18 protein-coding genes and 1 tRNA gene are annotated in these 18,960 nt (G+C 44.5%); 16 read left to right on the forward strand and 3 right to left on the reverse strand.

Translation table 11 applies throughout. The features are described 5' to 3' along the window. Window positions 1-26: 26 nt before the first annotated feature. A complete protein-coding gene (locus tag N39L_RS12500) occupies window positions 27-437 on the reverse strand; it encodes an Npun_F0494 family protein (RefSeq protein ID WP_006618743.1) in 411 nt (136 codons plus the stop codon). Between the two features lie 159 nt (window positions 438-596). Here N39L_RS12500 and N39L_RS12505 point away from each other — a divergent pair, with 159 nt between their 5' ends. The 3 genes from N39L_RS12505 (at window position 597) to N39L_RS12515 (ending at window position 4,705) form a co-directional block, all read left to right on the forward strand. After that, window positions 597-1,031, forward strand: coding sequence for a peroxiredoxin (locus tag N39L_RS12505; RefSeq protein ID WP_006618744.1), 435 nt, complete (start codon window positions 597-599; stop codon window positions 1,029-1,031). A gap of 177 nt (window positions 1,032-1,208) precedes the next feature. Continuing rightward, window positions 1,209-3,860 carry a C39 family peptidase gene (locus N39L_RS12510; RefSeq protein WP_014275386.1) on the forward strand — a complete coding sequence of 884 codons (2,652 nt, stop codon included), beginning with the start codon at window positions 1,209-1,211 and terminating at the stop codon, window positions 3,858-3,860. Between the two features lie 110 nt (window positions 3,861-3,970). Beyond that, the gene (locus N39L_RS12515; RefSeq protein ID WP_006618746.1) at window positions 3,971-4,705 is read left to right on the forward strand and encodes a M50 family metallopeptidase; all 735 of its coding nucleotides are present in this window, start codon (window positions 3,971-3,973) and stop codon (window positions 4,703-4,705) included. A 21-nt stretch (window positions 4,706-4,726) separates the two neighbouring features. Here the strand turns inward: N39L_RS12515 and N39L_RS12520 are convergent, their stop codons facing one another. Beyond that, window positions 4,727-6,175, reverse strand: a complete 1,449-nt coding sequence (locus N39L_RS12520) for an MFS transporter (protein WP_006618747.1) — start codon at window positions 6,173-6,175, stop codon at window positions 4,727-4,729. A 62-nt stretch (window positions 6,176-6,237) separates the two neighbouring features. Between N39L_RS12520 and secG the strand changes: the two genes are divergently transcribed. The 7 genes from secG (at window position 6,238) to N39L_RS12555 (ending at window position 10,590) form a co-directional block, all read left to right on the forward strand. Continuing rightward, window positions 6,238-6,468, forward strand: coding sequence for a preprotein translocase subunit SecG (secG, locus tag N39L_RS12525; protein ID WP_006618748.1), 231 nt, complete (start codon window positions 6,238-6,240; stop codon window positions 6,466-6,468). Further along, window positions 6,456-7,187, forward strand: a complete 732-nt coding sequence (locus N39L_RS12530; protein WP_006618749.1) for a hypothetical protein — start codon at window positions 6,456-6,458, stop codon at window positions 7,185-7,187. The genes secG and N39L_RS12530 overlap by 13 nt, the downstream gene beginning before the upstream one ends. 107 nt (window positions 7,188-7,294) lie before the next feature. Next, window positions 7,295-7,381, forward strand: a tRNA-Ser gene (locus tag N39L_RS12535). A gap of 199 nt (window positions 7,382-7,580) precedes the next feature. Further along, a complete protein-coding gene (gene rbp / locus N39L_RS12540) occupies window positions 7,581-7,865 on the forward strand; it encodes an RNA-binding regulator (RefSeq protein WP_006618750.1) in 285 nt (94 codons plus the stop codon). A 414-nt stretch (window positions 7,866-8,279) separates the two neighbouring features. Continuing rightward, complete coding sequence (locus N39L_RS12545) at window positions 8,280-8,453, forward strand: hypothetical protein (RefSeq protein ID WP_014275388.1); 174 nt, start codon at window positions 8,280-8,282, stop codon at window positions 8,451-8,453. 190 nt (window positions 8,454-8,643) lie between these two features. Beyond that, a complete protein-coding gene (locus N39L_RS12550; protein ID WP_006618752.1) occupies window positions 8,644-8,970 on the forward strand; it encodes a DUF4926 domain-containing protein in 327 nt (108 codons plus the stop codon). Window positions 8,971-9,000: 30 nt separating this feature from the next. Then, window positions 9,001-10,590 carry a bifunctional metallophosphatase/5'-nucleotidase gene (locus N39L_RS12555; protein ID WP_006618753.1) on the forward strand — a complete coding sequence of 530 codons (1,590 nt, stop codon included), beginning with the start codon at window positions 9,001-9,003 and terminating at the stop codon, window positions 10,588-10,590. 5 nt (window positions 10,591-10,595) lie between these two features. Here the strand turns inward: N39L_RS12555 and N39L_RS12560 are convergent, their stop codons facing one another. Then, window positions 10,596-11,714, reverse strand: coding sequence for a TRAP transporter substrate-binding protein (locus N39L_RS12560; protein WP_006618754.1), 1,119 nt, complete (start codon window positions 11,712-11,714; stop codon window positions 10,596-10,598). A gap of 288 nt (window positions 11,715-12,002) precedes the next feature. Between N39L_RS12560 and N39L_RS12565 the strand changes: the two genes are divergently transcribed. From N39L_RS12565 to N39L_RS12590, 6 genes are all read left to right on the forward strand, one after another. Next, on the forward strand, window positions 12,003-13,289 hold the full coding sequence (locus N39L_RS12565) for a Glu/Leu/Phe/Val family dehydrogenase (protein ID WP_006618755.1): 1,287 nt from the start codon (window positions 12,003-12,005) through the stop codon (window positions 13,287-13,289). A gap of 778 nt (window positions 13,290-14,067) precedes the next feature. Then, entirely contained in the window at window positions 14,068-14,436 is a 369-nt protein-coding gene (locus N39L_RS12570) for a 2Fe-2S iron-sulfur cluster-binding protein (RefSeq protein WP_006618757.1), read from the forward strand. Further along, window positions 14,426-14,971 carry a thermonuclease family protein gene (locus N39L_RS12575; RefSeq protein WP_014275390.1) on the forward strand — a complete coding sequence of 182 codons (546 nt, stop codon included), beginning with the start codon at window positions 14,426-14,428 and terminating at the stop codon, window positions 14,969-14,971. Before N39L_RS12570 ends, N39L_RS12575 begins: the two co-directional genes overlap by 11 nt. A gap of 174 nt (window positions 14,972-15,145) precedes the next feature. Then, window positions 15,146-15,958, forward strand: coding sequence for an inositol monophosphatase family protein (locus N39L_RS12580; RefSeq protein ID WP_006618759.1), 813 nt, complete (start codon window positions 15,146-15,148; stop codon window positions 15,956-15,958). A 297-nt stretch (window positions 15,959-16,255) separates the two neighbouring features. Continuing rightward, window positions 16,256-17,125: a J domain-containing protein gene (locus N39L_RS12585; protein ID WP_014275391.1), complete on the forward strand. Its 870-nt coding sequence runs from the start codon at window positions 16,256-16,258 to the stop codon at window positions 17,123-17,125. Window positions 17,126-17,217: 92 nt separating this feature from the next. Next, window positions 17,218-18,453 carry an ATP phosphoribosyltransferase regulatory subunit gene (locus N39L_RS12590; RefSeq protein ID WP_014275392.1) on the forward strand — a complete coding sequence of 412 codons (1,236 nt, stop codon included), beginning with the start codon at window positions 17,218-17,220 and terminating at the stop codon, window positions 18,451-18,453. Window positions 18,454-18,960 lie beyond the last annotated feature (507 nt).

Raw genomic sequence — 18,960 nt, forward strand, 5'->3', positions numbered from 1 at the left:
TCGGGATTTTGAGCAGAGATGCTAATTTATAGGGGAAGGCGTAGGTAACGGTTCAGGGCATTACTGAGGCGATCGCCCCATGATGGGGGTTTGCTATTATTTATATCATCGGTGGCTAGTCGTTCTGCTACTTTTCGCCCTAGGGGAGTCAGTCGAAAACTATCGGTAATTCCCTGACCGTCCACTTCTCGCCTCAATACTCCGACTTGGATTAGCCATAAAAGGGCGTTTTCGGCTCTCAATTCCGGTAGAGGCGATCGCGTATATCCTAACTCTACACCCCGATTTCCGCTAATGGCACTCAGTTTAACGCTTTGGTCAATGGAATCGGTTAAAAGTTTGATTTGAAACGGAGAACAGCGGATGGCTCGCTGGGCTCGGGCGATCGTCGCGGTAGAATATTCTATGGATTTGGAAACCGAATTAGGGGCACTCATGGGTTGATGGGCTTTCCTGATGGCTGATTTTGAGTATATTATCCTCCATCTTTCGAGCCAAATTTGGCTCGGATTGTGTAATTGATTGCAAAATATCTTAAAATAACTTCATAATGAGACAAAGCATATCAAACTCATTTTCAGGAGGACAACCATAACATGGCTTTATCTGCTGGTACTAAAGCCCCCGCATTTACCGCTAAAGATACCAACGGGAATACGGTTTCCCTCTCTGACTTCGCCGGGAAAACTGTTGTTCTCTACTTCTACCCCAAGGATGACACCCCTGGTTGCACTAAGGAAGCCCAAAGTTTCCGGGATAACTACGAAAACTATCAAAGCCGGGATATGGTGGTTTTGGGTGTAAGCACTGATGACGAAGCCTCCCACAAGCTGTTTACCGAAAAATATGGCTTACCTTTCCAACTTTTGGCGGATACCGATGGCGCTATTACCAAAGCCTATGATGTAGATGGCGGCGGTTATGCCAAGCGTGTTACCTATATTATCAATGGTGAGGGTGTCATTGACCATGTTGATGACAAGGTGAACACCTCTACCCACGCTCAGGATATTCTTGCTAAAGTCAATTAGTGCGATCGCTAATTGAAAATTAAAAAAATATCCGTTTTAAACCATTAGCCACCCGTAGAGTTTTCTAGGGGTGGCTTTATTGGTGCGCCACTGAGTTATGCTAACCATTGTGGGATGTGTAATGTCAAATGCGCCCTTAGACACCCTACGGTTCTTACCCCTACGGTTTTTAGGAAGATGAGTGAAACTATCCTGAGCTATCTCGGCCCTAACGATATTATCATCGATCAACCTGTGGTTTTGATTGGCAACTACGCTAGTCAATACATTGATACTATTTCGGTTCTGGCTGAGGATCAATATCCTTTACCTACCCAACTAAGTCCTCGATTAGGGATTTGGTTTATTCCCATGCCCAAAGGCTTTAATACCGCTGGAAAACGCTGGTTAAGAGTTCAAGGCAAAGACAAATCCGGTAAGATTGTGGCTGACACTTTGGCTGAGTTTACTGTAGGTAATACCGGGCTTAATATCGGTTTATCTCCTCAATTAATTATCCTCAAAAATACATCATTGAAACATCAGGCTATAGCCTCTGATCGACTGGAGTCAGAGCAAAAATATGATTTGTCAACTGGAGAAATATTAGCAGTTGATAGCTACGAAGTACAAAATGATCACTTTGCGATTCAACTAACTAATCCCCTGGGTAACTTAGGAAGAAATGGTTATTTCTATCGGTCAGATATTTTACTGATGCAAGGTTCCCAAATTCTCTGGTTTAATCGGGATGATATCCCCCCCAATCCTCCCGGAACTAAACTGATATTGATAACTCATGATACAGTCATTAAACGTAGTCCCGATGATAGATCAAAACTGCCGGACAATGCCATTTATCCCCTCAGCCAAGGTAGTAGTTATCTAGCCCTAGGTTACGCCTGTGTAGCTGATCATTTTCGGGTAACACTCACCGAATCACTCCCCGGTTATGGTCATGTAGGCTACTTGTATCGCTACCATTTGCAAATGTTTCAGGGAGACCGGGAAATCACCTTTGATCATAATGCCATTACCCTAACTATTATTAATACCACCCTGTTTAAAAAACGCCCCATTGACTCCGCCTATTTATCTCCAGAAGAACAAGTTACCCTTCCCGCCGGAATGATTTATGGGGTACAAAGTTACACCACTGAAGAGGGACATCTGAAAGTTGCCTTAACTGAAAATTTCCCAGGTTTTGGTAATACTGGTTATTTCTTTCCTGATTTTGTGCAATTAAACCGCGCTACGGCTTCCTATTCTCCGACTCCTAGCCTTACCTATGATGGACCCCCAGAAGTGTTAATAAATACACCTGTGGTTCTGAAAGGTAAATTTGATGGTCAACAAGCGATCGCCGTTTCTTTAGTAGCCGAAGACCGTTATCCTTTAGAAGTAGTGATAAATCGACAAGCCGGAACCTGGACGGTTAATTTAGAAGCCGGATTTAGTGAACCCGGATATCGATGGCTGCGCCTTAAAGCCACAGATGCTCAAGGTCAACTGGTGGGAAGTCAGATTGTCAATATTACCGTCAGTGAAAATGCCATGACCGTAGGGGAATCTCTACAACTTGATGTTATAGAAGATACCCTATTTAAAGTATCACCCCTGGATGCTAATTTACTCGGTTCTGAACAACAAGTCACCGTCCCCGCTGGTCAAACATTTAAAGTCATCAAATATGGTCTAGTAGATGGTCACTTAAAACTATTGTTAGAAAATGGGATTCCTCCCATTGGTTCCTTTGGCTATTTTTTCCGGGGTCATATTCGGTTGCGCCAAGGAACCACCACCTTAGCTTTTGACATGGAGGAAGTTCCCGACACTAATATTAGCGCTCAAATGCTGGTGACCACCACTACCCGAATTAAGGCGCAACCGATTGATTCTGCCAATTTAGCACCTGATCAATTTGCTGAGTTACTATTAGGACAAACTTTTGCTATTCGCGGATATGCTTCCTTACTCGGTCATTTCCGGGTCACACTAGACCAATCTATCCCCGGTTTTGGTAATGTGGGTTATGTTTATTGGCAGCACGTGAGTTTATTGCGAGATGGAAAAGCGATCGCATATAACCCCGATGCTATTACCATGACCATGAGGGAAACCACCGTCCTCAAAAAACGCCCCGTAGACTCAGGACAACTAGCAGAATCAGAAAAAACTACCCTTCCTCTGGGTCGGGTTTATGGTGTTAGTAGCTACAGTATAGAGCAAAGCCATGTCCGAGTCGCCTTAACTGAAGAATTGCCGAATTTTGGTAATACCGGTTATATATTTCCCAAGTTTGTCAAGTTTCAACGAGGGGGAAAAGTTTTTGATCCGACTCCCCCACAAGTGCAAATCAATGTCCCCTATTTTTCCCAGCGAGATAATCCCCGATTTTATTGGTCTACTTGTAATGTTACCTGTATCGCCATGGTCATGCACTACTATGGTGTGCGTTCTAAATGGGGTGGACAGTTAGAAGATGAACTCTTACAGTGGTGTTTTGATTATGCTGGACAAGGTTCTCAAACTAACCACAGTGTTTTATCCGCTTTAATTCGCGCCTATGGTTTTCAAAGCAGTTTTAGCACAACTCGCCGCTGGTCTGAGGTTCGCAACGAGTTGATTAATAGTCGTCCGGTCGTATTAGCCGGAGATTTTACTCCCTCCGGTCATATTGTCACCGTTATTGGTTACAACCGATATGGCTATATCGTTCATGACCCCTGGGGAGACGCTTACACTGGCTATTCCAACACCGAAGGTCGTCGCATTGCTTATTCTTATAGCTACCTAAATCGAGTTTGTGGACCAGATGGCAATGTCTGGGCGCATTTCATCCGACCTTAGTTCAATGTCCCTCTTTTGTGGCCCTGGGGTGACTTTGCTGGATTTCAGGCTAACATATAATCAGGGTTAAGGCCTGTTTTAGCCCCCAGTCTATAGAAGAGGGATAATTTATGTCTGATTTGAAATACTCATCATCATCTAAAATCGGGGTCGTTTGGTTAATTGTTGCCGCTGTTACCACCATTGTCTTATGGCAATTTTACTGGGGAAATTATGTCTTATATCCTTTCTCCATTTTGGCTACATGGTTTCATGAAATGGGTCATGGATTAACTGCTATTTTACTGGGAGGAAATTTTCATAAACTCTTACTTTTTCCTAATGGTTCCGGTCTCGCATATAATTCGGGTAACTTTGGTTCTTTAGCCAGAGCATTAATCGCAATGGGTGGTCCGTTGGGTCCCGCTGTAGCAGGTGGAATTTTAATATTATCTAGTCGTCGTTTTCAAACAGCCCACTGGTGTTTAATGGCTTTGGGTTCGATTATGTTGCTATCGGTTTTATTGTGGATTAGGACTTGGTTCGGAGTTTTTGCTATATTACTATGGGGGTTATTAATTTTATCCATTGCCTTTCAAACACCTAAAAAAATCCAGGCGTTTACTGTACAATTTATGGGAATGCAAGCTATTGTGAGTACCTACCACCAAAAACATTATTTATTTGGCAGTAGTTGGGTTAACATTGATGGTCAAAATTTGGTCTCTGATACTGCGAGAATTGCCCAATATTTGTTTCTACCTCAATGGTTTTGGGCTGCCTTAATTATGGTTATTTCTACTGCTATTTTCTGGTGGAGTCTGAAAATAGCCTATGGTTCTGATGAGTCAATAATCAAGAATTAACAATTAATTACCCACCCATATTCACCGCTCATTTTTGGAAATATACCAAGTTAAATTACCTGCCACTACAGATAGTATAGCTAAAGCCAAGAATACAGAAGAAAGACCAAATAAGGTTTCGGTAATACCCGCCAAAGCTAGGGGAAGTGACAAAGCAATATTAATGGCATTGTTTTGTAAGCCAAACACTTTACCGCGCATTTCTTCTGGGGTTTCGGCTTGGATGGTTGTTTGCATGGGAATTCCTACCATTGCACCAAATACGCCTAACATGGCAATCAACCCTAAAGCGGGTGCTAGTTGCTGACTAAAAAATGCTAAACCTACCAAACAAATAGCCATGCCAATGGAGCCCAATAGTGCGATTCTAAAGTGAGAAAATTTATGCCCTATATGACCGAGAATAGCTGCACCGATCGCCATTCCTAAGCCCCCCGCAGCCAGCAAAAAGCCAAATTGTGATGATTTGAGGTTAGGAATCAATTCCGCGACCCTAACGGCTAAAACAGCTAAGGCGGCAAAGATGGAAAATAAAATGACTAATTGCAGTAAAGCATTACGGACTCCATGATGATCTCGTAGATAGCGCATCCCATCGCGTAAATCTTCGAGGATGTGGGGTTGTTCTTGTGAGCTAATATTTTGTTGCTCTCCAGTTTTCATCAATAGTAATAGTAAACCGGCGATCGCATATCCACTACCGACAATCAACTCTTTTCCTACGGGTAATTGACTCCCCAGGCCTTCTAGCAAAGTATCGGCTAAAGCTAAAAGCGGTTCCCCCACGGCAAAACCGACAATCACAGAAGCCATCATGGTAGTTGTATATAGGGAATTAGCAGATAGTAAATGTTTTCGTTCAACAATTAAAGGGATAGTCGCCTGTTCTGCAGGGGCAAAAAATTGAGTGAGAGTAGAGACTAAAAAGGTAATCAGTAATAGCAAACAGAATCCCAAGGGGAACTTGGTAAATTTCATCCCTTCAGATAGCCACAGGAGAATGGGGAGGATAAGAACTAACCCACCTCGCAGCAAATTTGTTAGCACTAAGACCAGTTTTTTGGGCCAGCGGTCTACATAGACCCCGGCTCCGGCTCCAAATAATACAGCCGGAATGGTAAAGGCAATCATTACCGCTGAGACCCAACCGCTAATACTCTGGTTAGCCTGTTGAAACTCAGTAGAGATGACGGCAATCATCAGGACTAGGTAGACTTTATCAGCTAGTTGAGAGAAAACCTGTCCACTCCACAAGGCGAGAAAATTGCCATTTCTCAAAACCGGTAAAAATCCCCGTTCCTCTTCTGGTTCAGGGTCAGGGGGGTCTGAGTTGGGCTGTGTCGGCGCACAAGGCTTTTTCCCAACAGTGTCTGATGAACTGTAGGAGTTACCTGTTGAACTAGAATTGTAATCTGTGTAATCTACGGGTGTGCTTAGGTCTAAGCCGTTTCTTATTTCCCAGTCATCCATGGAGTTGTTCTGTTTGATGTTAAGATACTGAAAGCCGAAACGCACGGAATTGATGACGAACTATGGCTCTTACTGATATATTACAGGCAATCTGGTCACTCTCGGCCCTAGGGTTGGTGATTTTGGTACTCCTGCACAGTCCCAAGGGTGATGGTATTGGGGGAATTGGTGGACAGGCGCAACTGTTTACTAGCGCGAAAACAGCGGAAGTTACCCTAAATCGCATTACCTGGATACTAGCAATTGTATTTATGGGGTTAACCACGATTTTAAGCGCTGGTTGGCTTGGGTAGGGATTTTGGGGTTGGTGAGGCTTCGGCTAATAGGATTGAGTCTATTTACGATTTTTGTGATCGTAGTTTACGGTTGGCGATCGCCTGCTGTGGATCTGTCAATCCCGTTTCATCCCCATCCCCTCCCCCCATCTTTAGAACAATGGCAAGATCCTACGGACAGTGGTGATTATTTCGACCAGATAGCGCCGCCTAGATTTGGTCATCTGGTCTGGTCTAGTTTTCCAGTTCGTGTCTATATTGAATCCCCTACTGATCCAGGGGCTGAAAATTGGCGGGATCTGGTCTTAGATGCGGTGATGGACTGGAACCCCTATTTACCGATAGAAGTTATTGAGGATAGCGATCGCGCCGAGATCCAGATTTTCCGTCGTCGCCCTCCCCTACAACCGGGAAACCTGCGGGCTAGTTCTGCGGAAGCCAGATATCAGCTTTTTAAAGCCATTACTGGGAAAGATTCTTATATTTTGGGCCATCGCTTTACTATTTGGCTCAGTCCTACCCAAAGCGGGAAGTATATCACGGCAGCCACTCGCCACGAATTTGGGCACGCCCTGGGGATTTGGGGCCATAGTCCCATGGAAACAGATGTGATGTATTACTCCCAGGTTCGGGAACCTCCGCCTATTTCCCCCCGTGATGTGAATACCCTGCGGCGTATTTATGAACAACCCACGCAACTGGGTTGGCTTAATGTGAGGGCTCAGGAACCGGAATGAAGGTGTAGCCTGTATCTCAAGAAATTTTGCTAAGGGTATTGTCAAATCATATAGGCTTCTGCTAAGATACATATCTTGTGAGTAAAACTAAAAAATGCGACGGTTTTGGAGAGGTGGCCGAGTGGTTGAAGGCGCAGCACTGGAAATGCTGTTTAGGGGTGACTCTAACGAGGGTTCGAATCCCTCCCTCTCCGTTCGCTAACTCATGCGATCGGGATAAATCAAGGTGAGTTCCTTAGCTTAACCCTGGTGGTGCTAAGATATGATCTAAGAACAGTTGATTCGGTGGTAAAGTTTGTTGTTGATCTTAGCTGGTTATTTCCGTAAGGTATTAGCAGACGTTCCTCCCGGGTCTGTCGTCCCCTCGGTTATCAATGATTTTGGAGGAAACAAATGTCAATCTATGTAGGGAACTTATCCTATGATGTCACTGACGAAGATCTAAAAGAAGTCTTCGCAGAATATGGCACGGTGAAACGGGTTCATCTTCCCACCGATCGCGAAACTGGAAAGTTTCGTGGTTTTGCGTTTGTGGAAATGAATACCGAAGAAGAAGAAACTCGTGCGATCGAAGAACTTGATGGTGCTGAGTGGATGGGACGGGAAATTCGAGTTAACCAAGCTCGTCCTCGGGAAGATAAGAAACCTGATAGAGGGGGCCGCAGACCACGATATTAGAAAGTACTTTGACCCGAAAAGCGATCGCCTGTCCGTGACGGCGGCGATGGGGATGTAGGCGGTTCGCAGTCCTAAACACGGCGAACTAGCGTAGCCAAATTAAGTACGGAGAACCATCTACCCAAGGAAGTATTCTAGTATCGGAGTCATCCCTGCACAGTAAGTCACTACTGCTATGCTGGCCGCCTGCCTAAACAACTGACAAGTAATGGGAAGATGCAGAGCGTAGCTATATGGCTAGGCGATCGACTCGGAAACCAAAAAACCAAAGTAAGCCCAATAGCTGCCAAGGCTGGAGGGCTTAGAGGGATACTTGAATGTCCCGCTGTCCCCCATTTGAGGGTAGACAGGAATCCCCATAGTTTTAGTATTGGGGAGGTTCAAGCACAACTATGTCTTTATGAGGTAATCGTGATGGCCAAGCGTCGTAATTTAAAAAAAGAAAAGGCTGAACGCAACCTGGCCAATGCACGCCAGTATCGTAAGAGATTCAACCCCCACTCATCTCGTAATAAGCGCTTCAACCGCAACGATCGCCCGTCTGAGGGTGAACAAACATCTTCAGAGCAAGATTCTAAGGCTGAGTAGGTGATTAGGTTGGTGATAACAACAGTTATACAAATAACTTTGATTGTTGATCACGCTTCCCAAATGTATTGGAAAGCCCAGTTTAAACCTGATTGTTTGGACAAGTTTACCGACTAACTTAAACCCTTCCCTAATCCTTGGGGGAGGGTTGTTTTGTAGGTGATGATTTTGAAAATTGAGGCAAAAATCAATGAAAGCTAAACTCTATGATAGAATTGAAACCGTAATAGAAATAAAAGCCCATTTTGGTCGCCAAATTATCCCCAAGGGAACCGTAGGAACCGTTGTAGAGTGTTATCAAAATCCCCAAGAAAGTTATTCAGTAGACTTAACTATGGGGGGTGAGTATGAAAACCTGATTCTTAACCCGGAACAATTTATGGTGATGGGAGAAACCTCTGATGAAAGTAATTTAGGCACTCTCTTTGGCGGGACTAAATACGAAGTACCCCAAGCGGTTTTAGATGCTTCTGTAGCGCCCCAATCTCAGCCAGATTCGCCAGAATTAAAGGTATAATAAAACTGCACTGATAATCTAGTCATAATCATGAAGTGGGCTGTACGCTTGTATGGGGTTTTATTTGTGGGGGCAATTTTTCTAGGAATTGCCTTTCATGATTCTTTGGTAAAATCACAGGATTTTAGCCTAAGATTATTACATACAAACGACCATCATGCTCGCTTAGAATCGGTGGAAGTTGGGGATAATTTATTAGGTGGTATTGCGCGACGAAAAGCCCTAATTGATACACTGCGGGCTGAGAATGAAACCGCAACCCTATTGCTAGATGCGGGGGATATTTTCCAGGGAACTCTGTATTTTAATAAGTATTTAGGTCAAGCAGATGTTCCCTTTTATAATCAAATGAATTATGCGGCTGTGGCGATCGGAAATCATGAATTTGACCGAGGACAGGAAACCTTAGCGGAGTTTATTAGAAGTTCGGCGTTTCCGATGATTTCCTCTAATCTGGAAATTGATGTCACCTCACCGCTGTCTGATTTAATCGAATCTTGGATTATTGTTCATGTTAATGGTGAACAAATAGGTATTTTCGGGTTAACGACACCAGACACGGAGATTTTGTCTAGTCCTGGGGAAGGTATTAAGTTTATTGATCCGATCGCCGCTGCCAAAAAAACAGTTAAAATTCTCAGAGGTCGTGGTGTCAATAAAATCATCGCCCTGACTCATTTAGGTATTTATGAGGATATTAAATTAGCTCAACAAGTGGATGGAGTTGATCTAATTGTGGGCGGACATTCCCACACTCCCCTAGGAAATATACCAGGGGCGACTCAACCTTATCCTTTGGTGGAAACTTCCCCTAATGGGGATAATGTGTTAGTGGTGACTGATTGGGAATGGGGGAAATATTTAGGGGATTTACAAGTTGTTTTTGATGGTAGAGGTCATCTAATATCTTGGGCGGGTTCTCCTCATGCTGTGGATGAAAGTATTATTCCTGACCCAGATTTTGAAGCGCAATTGCAAGTTTTCCAAGCACCCCTGGAAGAATTACGAAATCAAGTTATTGGTGAAACTGATACTTTACTAGATGGCGATCGCCGAAATATTCGCTCGATTGAGACCAACTTAGGAAATCTAATTGCTGATGCAATTCTGGCAAAAATGCAGCCAGACGGTGCGGAAATAGCGATTATTAATGGGGGCGGAATTCGAGCCAGCATTCCGGCGGGTAAGATCACCCTTGGTCAAGTTATGGAAGTTCTCCCCTTCGGAAATACGATCGCTCGTTGTGACTTAACCGGAAATCAGATTAAACAACTGTTAGAACATGGTGTTAGTAGAGTAGAAAAGGGAGAGGGAAGTTTTCCGCAAGTGTCTGGAATTCAACTGATGTGGAATCCAGAAGCGCCCATAGGTTCGCGGATTATGTCAGTTAATGTCACCAGTCCTGATGGTAGCATGAAACCCCTAGAAGATGGTGTGAGTTATCGGGTAGTTACCAACACTTTTTTAATGACAGGCGGCGATGGTTACGAAATTTTCAAACAGTCTAAAAATCAGATAGATACTGGTTTTTTACTGTCAGATGTTGTGGCTGATTATATAAGCGATCGCCCCCTGATTAACCCCCCAGTAGGCGATCGTATCATCAAAGCACCTCTTTAACCTTACTACAACCCTTCTAAAATAGGTGTTGACACAAAATTACTGAAAGCAAACTCACCCACAGCGTGCCACTGTCGGATGTTATCTCGAAACTCTTTCCAGGGTTCATAAATATCTCGGAAAGAGGAATTTATACTAGCCATATCCTCCAGTAAATCCGTAGTTGCAGCCAAAGAAGCCTGTAAAATTTCTGGGCTAAAAGCCTTTAACTGAGTCCCTCCATCAATCAACCTTTTCAACGCTTGAGGGTTTTGCACATCATACTTAGCTAAAGTTTGAATATTAGCCGCCGACGCGGCTGTTTTCAGAATTTCCTGATACTCCGTCGGCAACCTATTCCAAGCCACCAAATTAATCTGTAAATCAAAACTAGATCCCGGTTCCCACCAACCCGGATAATAGTATAACCTCGCCGCATTATTTAAGCCTAACTTTTCATCATCATAGGGACCAACAAACTCCGCCGCATCAATAGCCCCCCTTTCCAAAGCCAGGAAAATTTCTCCTCCCGGTAAAACCTGAACATTCACCCCCAACCGGGAGAGAACCTCCCCACCTAAGCCAGGAATCCGCATTTTTAAACCATTCAAATCAGCGATATTATTTACTTCTCTTTTAAACCACCCCCCCATCTGAGCCCCAGAATTTCCGGCCGGAAAAGCAATAGTATTAAAATCGGCATATAGCTTATTCATCGCCTCAATACCGCCGCCATGATATAGCCAAGCCATCTGTTGCTGCGTATTAAGTCCGAAGGGAACACAAGTGCCAAAAGTCAAAGCCGGGTTTTTACCAATGTAGTAATAACTCGCCGTGTGGCCACATTCGACAGTCCCCTGTTGAATAGCATCCAACACCTGTAACCCCGGCACAATTTCCCCCGCCGCAAAAGTTTGTATAGTAAATCTTCCGTCTGTTAGTTTACTGACCAATTCCGCGATGAGTTCAGCAGCGCCATATAGCGTATCTAGGGAAGTTGGCCAACTTGTAGCCATTTTCCAGCGTACCCGTGGTAAAGAGTCACTTTGAACAGCCGGACCCGTATTTTGGGGACTACAGGCAGCCAAGGCGGCGGCGGTGGCCACTCCAGTGGCAGCATAACCGAGGATATTTCGACGTTTCATAATTTTTGCTTACTTTCGGTGAGAGAAATTAGGCCAGTGGGCTTGAGTATTTCATCTAATTTTAAACCCAACGGGTTCACTGAGCCAGTTTTGGCTGATATACCATATCACATAATTTAAAACTGTAACAATTTTTACATAATTTTGTATTTATAGATTTTTTTAAGTTATGGTACAGATATGAGGGAATCTAGCTGGGGATCAAGAAGTTGGTCAGAACAGATCGCTGTACTGTCTAGCTTCTGGCTTCAGCCTGAACAATGAATTAATAAAGAGGTTTAATAAATTATGGTTGTATCATCCCAGGTAACGACCACATCCCCAACTCCGGCTTATATTTGTCCATTCGATCGCACCTGTAGCTATTTAAACCAAGCGGCTGGGGAACTAGCCATGGACCCAAATATCTTGGTGATTTTAGAACATCCCCGGAAAGTCGTCACCGTTTCCATTCCGGTTAAATTAGACAATGGAAAAGTACAAATCCTCGCCGGACACCGGGTGCAGCACTGTGATGTCCTCGGTCCCTATAAAGGCGGAACCCGATATCATCCAACCGTTAATCTGGGAGAGTTGTCAGCCTTGGCGATGTTGATGACCTGGAAATGTGCCCTATTAGGGATTCCCTACGGCGGCGCTAAAGGTGGCATTGCTATTGACCCGGCACAATATAGCCTAGGGGAACTTGAACGCCTCACCCGTCGCTACACTAGCGAATTGATTAAAGATATTGGTCCGGCGATCGATATCCCTGCACCCGATATCGGCACATCCTCACGAGAAATGGCTTGGATGATGGATACCTATTCTATGAATATGGGTCATGCTGTCTTAGGTGTCGTCACCGGAAAACCCCTATCTATTGGTGGTTCAAAAGGTCGAGATATGGCGACCGGACGCGGGGTGATGATTACTGTCAGAGAAGCCTTATTAGAAAAAGGACAAACCCTAGAAGGTGTGACAATTGCTATTCAGGGATTCGGAAAAGTTGGCGGCGCGGCGGCACAGCTTCTTCACGAAGCAGGGGCTAACATTATTGCTGTTTCTGATGCCTTTGGCGGGGTTTTTGCGGATCATGGCTTGGATATTCCGGCTTTGCAATCTCATGTGAATAACCAGAAAACTGTTGTGGGTTTTCCTGGTAGCGATAGCATTAGCAATGCTGAATTACTCACCCTCCCCTGTGATGTTCTAATTCCTGCTGCTTTGGAAGACCAAATTACTGAAGATAATGCCGATCGCATTCAGGCTAAATTAGTGGCAGAGGCTGCTAATGCGCCCATTACTCTCATAGCAGACCAAATACTGGAAAGGCGGGGGATTACTGTCTTACCAGATATCCTTGCTAATGCTGGTGGTGTGGTGGTTAGCTATCTTGAATGGGTACAAGGTCAGTCTTTCCTTTTCTGGGATGAAAAACGGGTTAATCGCGAAATGGAAAAACTACTCCGTAGTGCTTACCACCGCGTTAGCCAACATTCCCAACAGCGGTCTGTCTCTTTACGACTTGCTGCCTATACTCTCGGTGTCGGTCGGGTGGCACAAGCTATTAAGGATAGGGGACTCTATCCATAGGAATAATTGATCATTATTCCTCTATTTCCCCCTGGTAGACGGCGATCATGTAGGGGCGGGTTCTGCTGTTAATTAATCGGACCACCAGAAGATTAATAAACCCGCCCTCTCTCTCTGTTTCGGCGGGTTCTGCTGTTAATTAATCGGACCACCAGAAGATTAATAAACCCGCCCGCCCTCTCTGTTTCGGCAGGTTCTGCTGTTAATTAATCGGACCACCAGAAGATTAATAAACCCGCCCGCCCTCTCTGTTTCGGCAGGTTCTGCTAGTTCCTCGCCTGGGGGCGATAAGATTAATAAACTCGCCCTCTGGGGAGAGAGGGGGAATGCACATAATGGCGTTTTTGTCAATAGCTGAAAAAAGAGCGATCGCTTTTTGGCGAAAAACTCGTGCATCGTGAATTTAATATTTTGGTGAGAGAATAACTTTAATCACGATATAATCAGCGTTATAGCGTCTATTTTTACGGCAAGACATGGGAAGCCCTTGGGTGCGATTTATTTGATGGTATCACAACCCCTATAATCTCGTCAACTATTTGCGAGGGATTAGCAATAAAAACTTATTAATTCTTAACAAACTTTGGAAATTTAAATCTATTTGTTCGGAGAGATTATAAAAGTTTATCTTTAAGCCGGGTTTGAGGACAATTGAAGAGGGTAGAAATGGATAAATTGGCGGTGGGTGGTTGTCTGTTGTCTGTTGGCTGTTGCTTGTTTGTGGCTAAAATCTCCTATGATAGGAGGGGCTGTGAAAAAAAATGCAAGAACTGATATTATGTCCGCCTATCATACAATTCGTATTAACGATCGCCAAAGGGATAAGTCCTACTGTGTGCAAGTTCCAGAGGATCGCTACATCCTCCCATGTGCAGAAAATCAGGGTTCAGATTTACCCTATTCTTGTCGCAATGGTGCTTGTACAACTTGCGCGGTGCGGGTGATTTCAGGAGAGTTGTATCAGCCGGAGGCGATGGGATTATCTCCAGAACTACAGGAGGAAGGATATGCTTTGCTTTGTGTGAGCTATCCCCGTTCAGACCTGGAAGTGGAAACCCAGGACGAGGATGAAGTCTACGAACTCCAGTTTGGTCGCTACTTTGGTAAAGGTAAGGTGCGATCAGGGTTGCCCTTAGATGAAGATTAGTCATAAGCTACTGAGATTGATGCTTACCGGACTGTTACTCCTGTTGTGGGGTATCGTGGGGGTTGGGTGTTCTGAACCGCCGGAAATGCCCACAGGTATGACTGTCAGAGTAGAACGGGTGGTTAGTGGTCAGACCATAGAAATTGTCAGTCCTACCGAGAATATACCCAGATTACAGCGGGTAAGACTGATTGGCATTAATGCCCCCGACCTAAGACAAGACCCCTGGGGAATGGAAGCTAAACGAAGGCTACAGCAGCTTTGTCAGGGACAGCAGGTGCTATTAGAATTAGACCAAATGGAAAGCGATCGCTATGATCGCCTATTAGCATATATATGGCGCGATGAAATTCTGGTTAATGAGGAATTGGTTAAACAAGGTTACGCCCTCGCTGAAGCCGGAATTTACAACAACAAATACAGCCAACGTCTTGACAATGCCCAACGGTGGGCTAGAATCATGGGGTTAGGTATCTGGAACCCAGAACAACCCATGCGATTTACCCCCGCTGAGTTTCGCCAACAACAGTCCTGACTGAAAAAGAGGCAGCCGACAGTCTGGGGGTAAGCGAAAATTAATCAATTTCAGATTCCCTATATCATCAAAACTTATCCCCAACCGCAGGGTTTCGCTACTCTCAAAATTATTATTGATTAATCGGGTTATTGTCTGAATCTGTGACCAGAAACTGATGGAATTTTTGCCAATATGACTCAAGAACAATTACAAACATTTTTAGATGTGGCTACCCTAGCAGCGACTGCGGGGGGTACGGTCTTAAAGTATTACTGGGGTAATTTACAAGATATTCAAGAGAAAGGACGCTCAGGAGATTTAGTCACAGAAGCCGATAAAGCCTCAGAAGCGGCGATTTTGGAGGTTCTCAAGCGCCATGTTCCCGGTCATGGTATTCTTACGGAAGAGTCTGGTAGTTTGGGGGATACTAGCAGCCGCTATTTGTGGGCGATCGACCCCCTCGATGGTACTACTAACTATGCTCATCAGTATCCAGCATTTGCCACCTCGATCGCCCTTTTGATTGATGGAGTCCCCCAGGTCGGTGCGGTATATAATCCCTTTCATGATGAATTATTCCAGGGTGCGATCGGTCATGGTGCGACCTGTAACGGTAAACCCATCAAGGTCTCTCAAGCCAATTCCCTAGATAAAAGTCTATTGGTGACAGGGTTTGCTTATGACCGTCGCGAAACCCCAGATAATAATTATGCCGAATTTTGTTATCTAACCCACCTAACTCAGGGAGTCAGGCGTGGTGGGTCTGCTTCTGTAGATTTAGCCTATGTCGCCTGCGGACGTTTAGATGGTTATTGGGAGAGAGGACTGTCTCCCTGGGACTTAGCGGCGGGGGTGGTCTTAGTCCAAGAAGCTGGGGGAAAGGTAACAGCCTATGATCAGAGTCCTTTTGACATAAAATCTGGGCGCATTTTAGCTACCAATGGTTCCCTACATTCTAGCCTTAGTAAAGCCCTTTTAGAAACACCCCCCTTATCTTCCTGGTAGCTTTTGACTCCCACAGGAGAATCACCAATCAGTCAGAAAATATGTCAAAATAAGATTGAGCAGCAGTTGGGCTTGAGTTGATTGCGGTCAGATGTACACACAGATACGGTGATCCGGTTATGTCTGTGGGCTTAACTAGCTAATCATCCGTAATTGTGCCAGGCTTAACTGTTATGCTTTCCGGTTGAGGGTTATATGGAATATCCTCGATATGGTTGCATCTAGTTATAATCCCATAAATATCACTGAAAATCAGAATTTAACTTGGCATTTCTGAGATACCAAAAGGCGAATACTATGTCATTTAAAATAAATCAAGGATTATTCCAGCTTGGAATTACGGACAATCATGCTATTATAGGTATTAAAATAGATGCTGATTTTAATGCTATTCGCAAACAATATATGAGGATTGCGCGTCGTTTGCATCCAGATACTTCGGCTTTTCAGGAAACTGAAGATAAGGAATTGGGGAAAGAATTATTGGCGAAATTGGTGAGTCCGGCTTATAACAAATTTTCTAAGGATGATGATAAACGAGAATATGAATTGTTAATAAACACCATAGCCGATCGCATTAAAAAAGACCCCAATAGTATTGAAATATCGACAGAAGCAGCTAAACAGCTACAGACCATAGGTGATTTTAATCAAGCCTATGAAACCAGTTTACAGGAACTGGTGGAACAACAGTATGAATCCCCGAAACAAGCCCTGGCTAGAATTGGTGAAATTAGCGAACTGAATTTAGTGTATTTAATGCGATCGCGATCGGGTAATGTGGTCGCTACACCCACGCCGCCACCCCGACCGGTGAAAACATCTTTTGTCGATAAGGCTTGCGATCGCGCCGTCCAGTTAATGGAAACTAGCAACTATGCTAAAGCTATTCTGGAACTCAAAGACGCGGTAAAACGGGAACCGTCACACCCCCGTTGTCATGGTCTATTAGGGTTGATTTATATTAAACAAAATCAGCCTAAATTAGGTACACCCCATATTAGAAAAGCCCTAAGTATTGATCCAAATCAGCCGGAAGCGATCGAAGCCCAACAACTAATTCAGAAAACAGCTACCACCTCTAGTGTCAAAGGTAAAAGTAAAAAGTCAGGTTCAGGAAGCGGCGGTTTATTAGGGCGACTATTTGGCGGGAGTAAGAAAAAGTGAAGGCCGCCATTGTGAACAAATCGACTCAATTGCAGGTAATCTGTAATAATCTGTAAGCCGTCCCCTAATTTTGTACTACTTTTTTTAATCCCATGATTCATCAACCGCCACCGGGTGCGCGAGATCTACTTCCTCTCGATGTAGCCCAAAAAATTTGGATTGAACGCCGACTACAGCAAGTATTTCATCGCTGGGGCTATCATCGCATTATTACCTCTACCCTAGAAAGGCTTGATACCCTCATGGCTGGGGGGGCGGTACAACGTTCAACAGTCATCCAATTACAAGATGCAGAAAATGAAGGTTTGGGACTGCGCCCGGAATTAACGGCTTCTATTGCTAGGGCGGCGGTTTCTCGCATGGCGGGGAATGACCACTGGCCGCAACGTCTGTATTACAATGCTAATATCTTCCGCAAAGGTGGAGAGACGGGACATGGTACGCAGTTAGAATTTTATCAGGCTGGGGTAGAATTACTTGGGGCTGATGGAGTCCGGGCTGACTGGGAAGTTTTATTGCTGCTATGGGACTGTTTGCGATCGCTCAACTTACAAAACCCACAGTTTATCCTAGGGGAAGCTGGATTAACGCGATCGCTTTTATCTCCCTTTCCGCCACCCTTACGCGATCAGGTTCGACAAGCGATCGCTAATCTCGATAGAATTACCCTGGAAACCCTTTCCATGTCGCCAGAATTGCGACAACGGGCTTTATTCCTCTTTGACTTGCGCGGTCGTCCTGAAGACGTTTTAGCCAAGGTTTCCCAACTAGACCTAGACGACAGCCAAAGATCTGCCCTCAACAACCTAAAATCCTTAATTGATGGTCTCAATCAATATCAGAAATGGCGACCAGATACTCTATATCCCATGTCCATCACCCTAGATCTCAGTCTGATTCAGACTTTTGACTACTACACAGGCATTGTCTTTATTGTAGTCAGTGATAGTCATTCGGGTTCACGGGTATTAGGTCGCGGCGGACGTTATGACCAGCTTTTAGGACTTTATCACCCACAGGGAGAAACTAAACCCAGTATTGGCTTTTCCCTCACCATTGAGGAACTGCATCAGGTATTATTAGACATGGGAGAGCTTCCCTCTGATATTCCCTCCGGTGATTGTTTGGTGGTTCCCAAAACCCCCCAAGCTGAAGTCGCCGCCTTTGCTTATGCACAAGATTTGCGTCAGTCCCAGGATGCACAGGTACAAATGGAATTGAGTATTTCCGATGATTTACTCGCCCTCCGAGAGTCCGCCCGTCGCCGGGGAATTACCCAAATCGCCTGGGTAGATGAACAAGGTAATCCTACCTTAGAAGTGATCTAATTTCAGTCTACATTATACCCACCACAATTATCCATTAATTCCCTGGTGGGGTGGCGCGGGTTTATTCATCTGGTCGTGGGGAATATTTACTGATGACAGAATTCTCTGGAACCATAACTATGTTAAGTACCAAGATTTAGCCAAATACAGGCGGGATTTATTGAATGGGGGAGATTTATTGAAAATGTTACCCCAGGAATCAGAGCGGAATAGTTTGACTAAATTTTTGCTAGAAATTAGTGAACAATATGCCTCAGTTTAAGTCTCTATGAATCTCCGGAATTAACAACAGGCGATACAGTTAAGATGGTGCGTCAATTATTTCGAGGTGTCGTTGACCACTATATATGCCAGGTTTGACGCACCCTACATTAAGATGGTGCGTCAATTATTTCGAGGTGTCGTTGACCACTATATATGCCAGGTTTGACGCACCCTACATTAAGATGGTGCGTCAATTATTTCGAGGTGTCGTTGACCACTATATATGCCCCGTTTGACGCACCC

Origin of the sequence: Limnospira platensis NIES-39, from assembly GCF_026000695.1 — a bacterium.
GTDB lineage: Bacteria > Cyanobacteriota > Cyanobacteriia > Cyanobacteriales > Microcoleaceae > Limnospira > Limnospira platensis.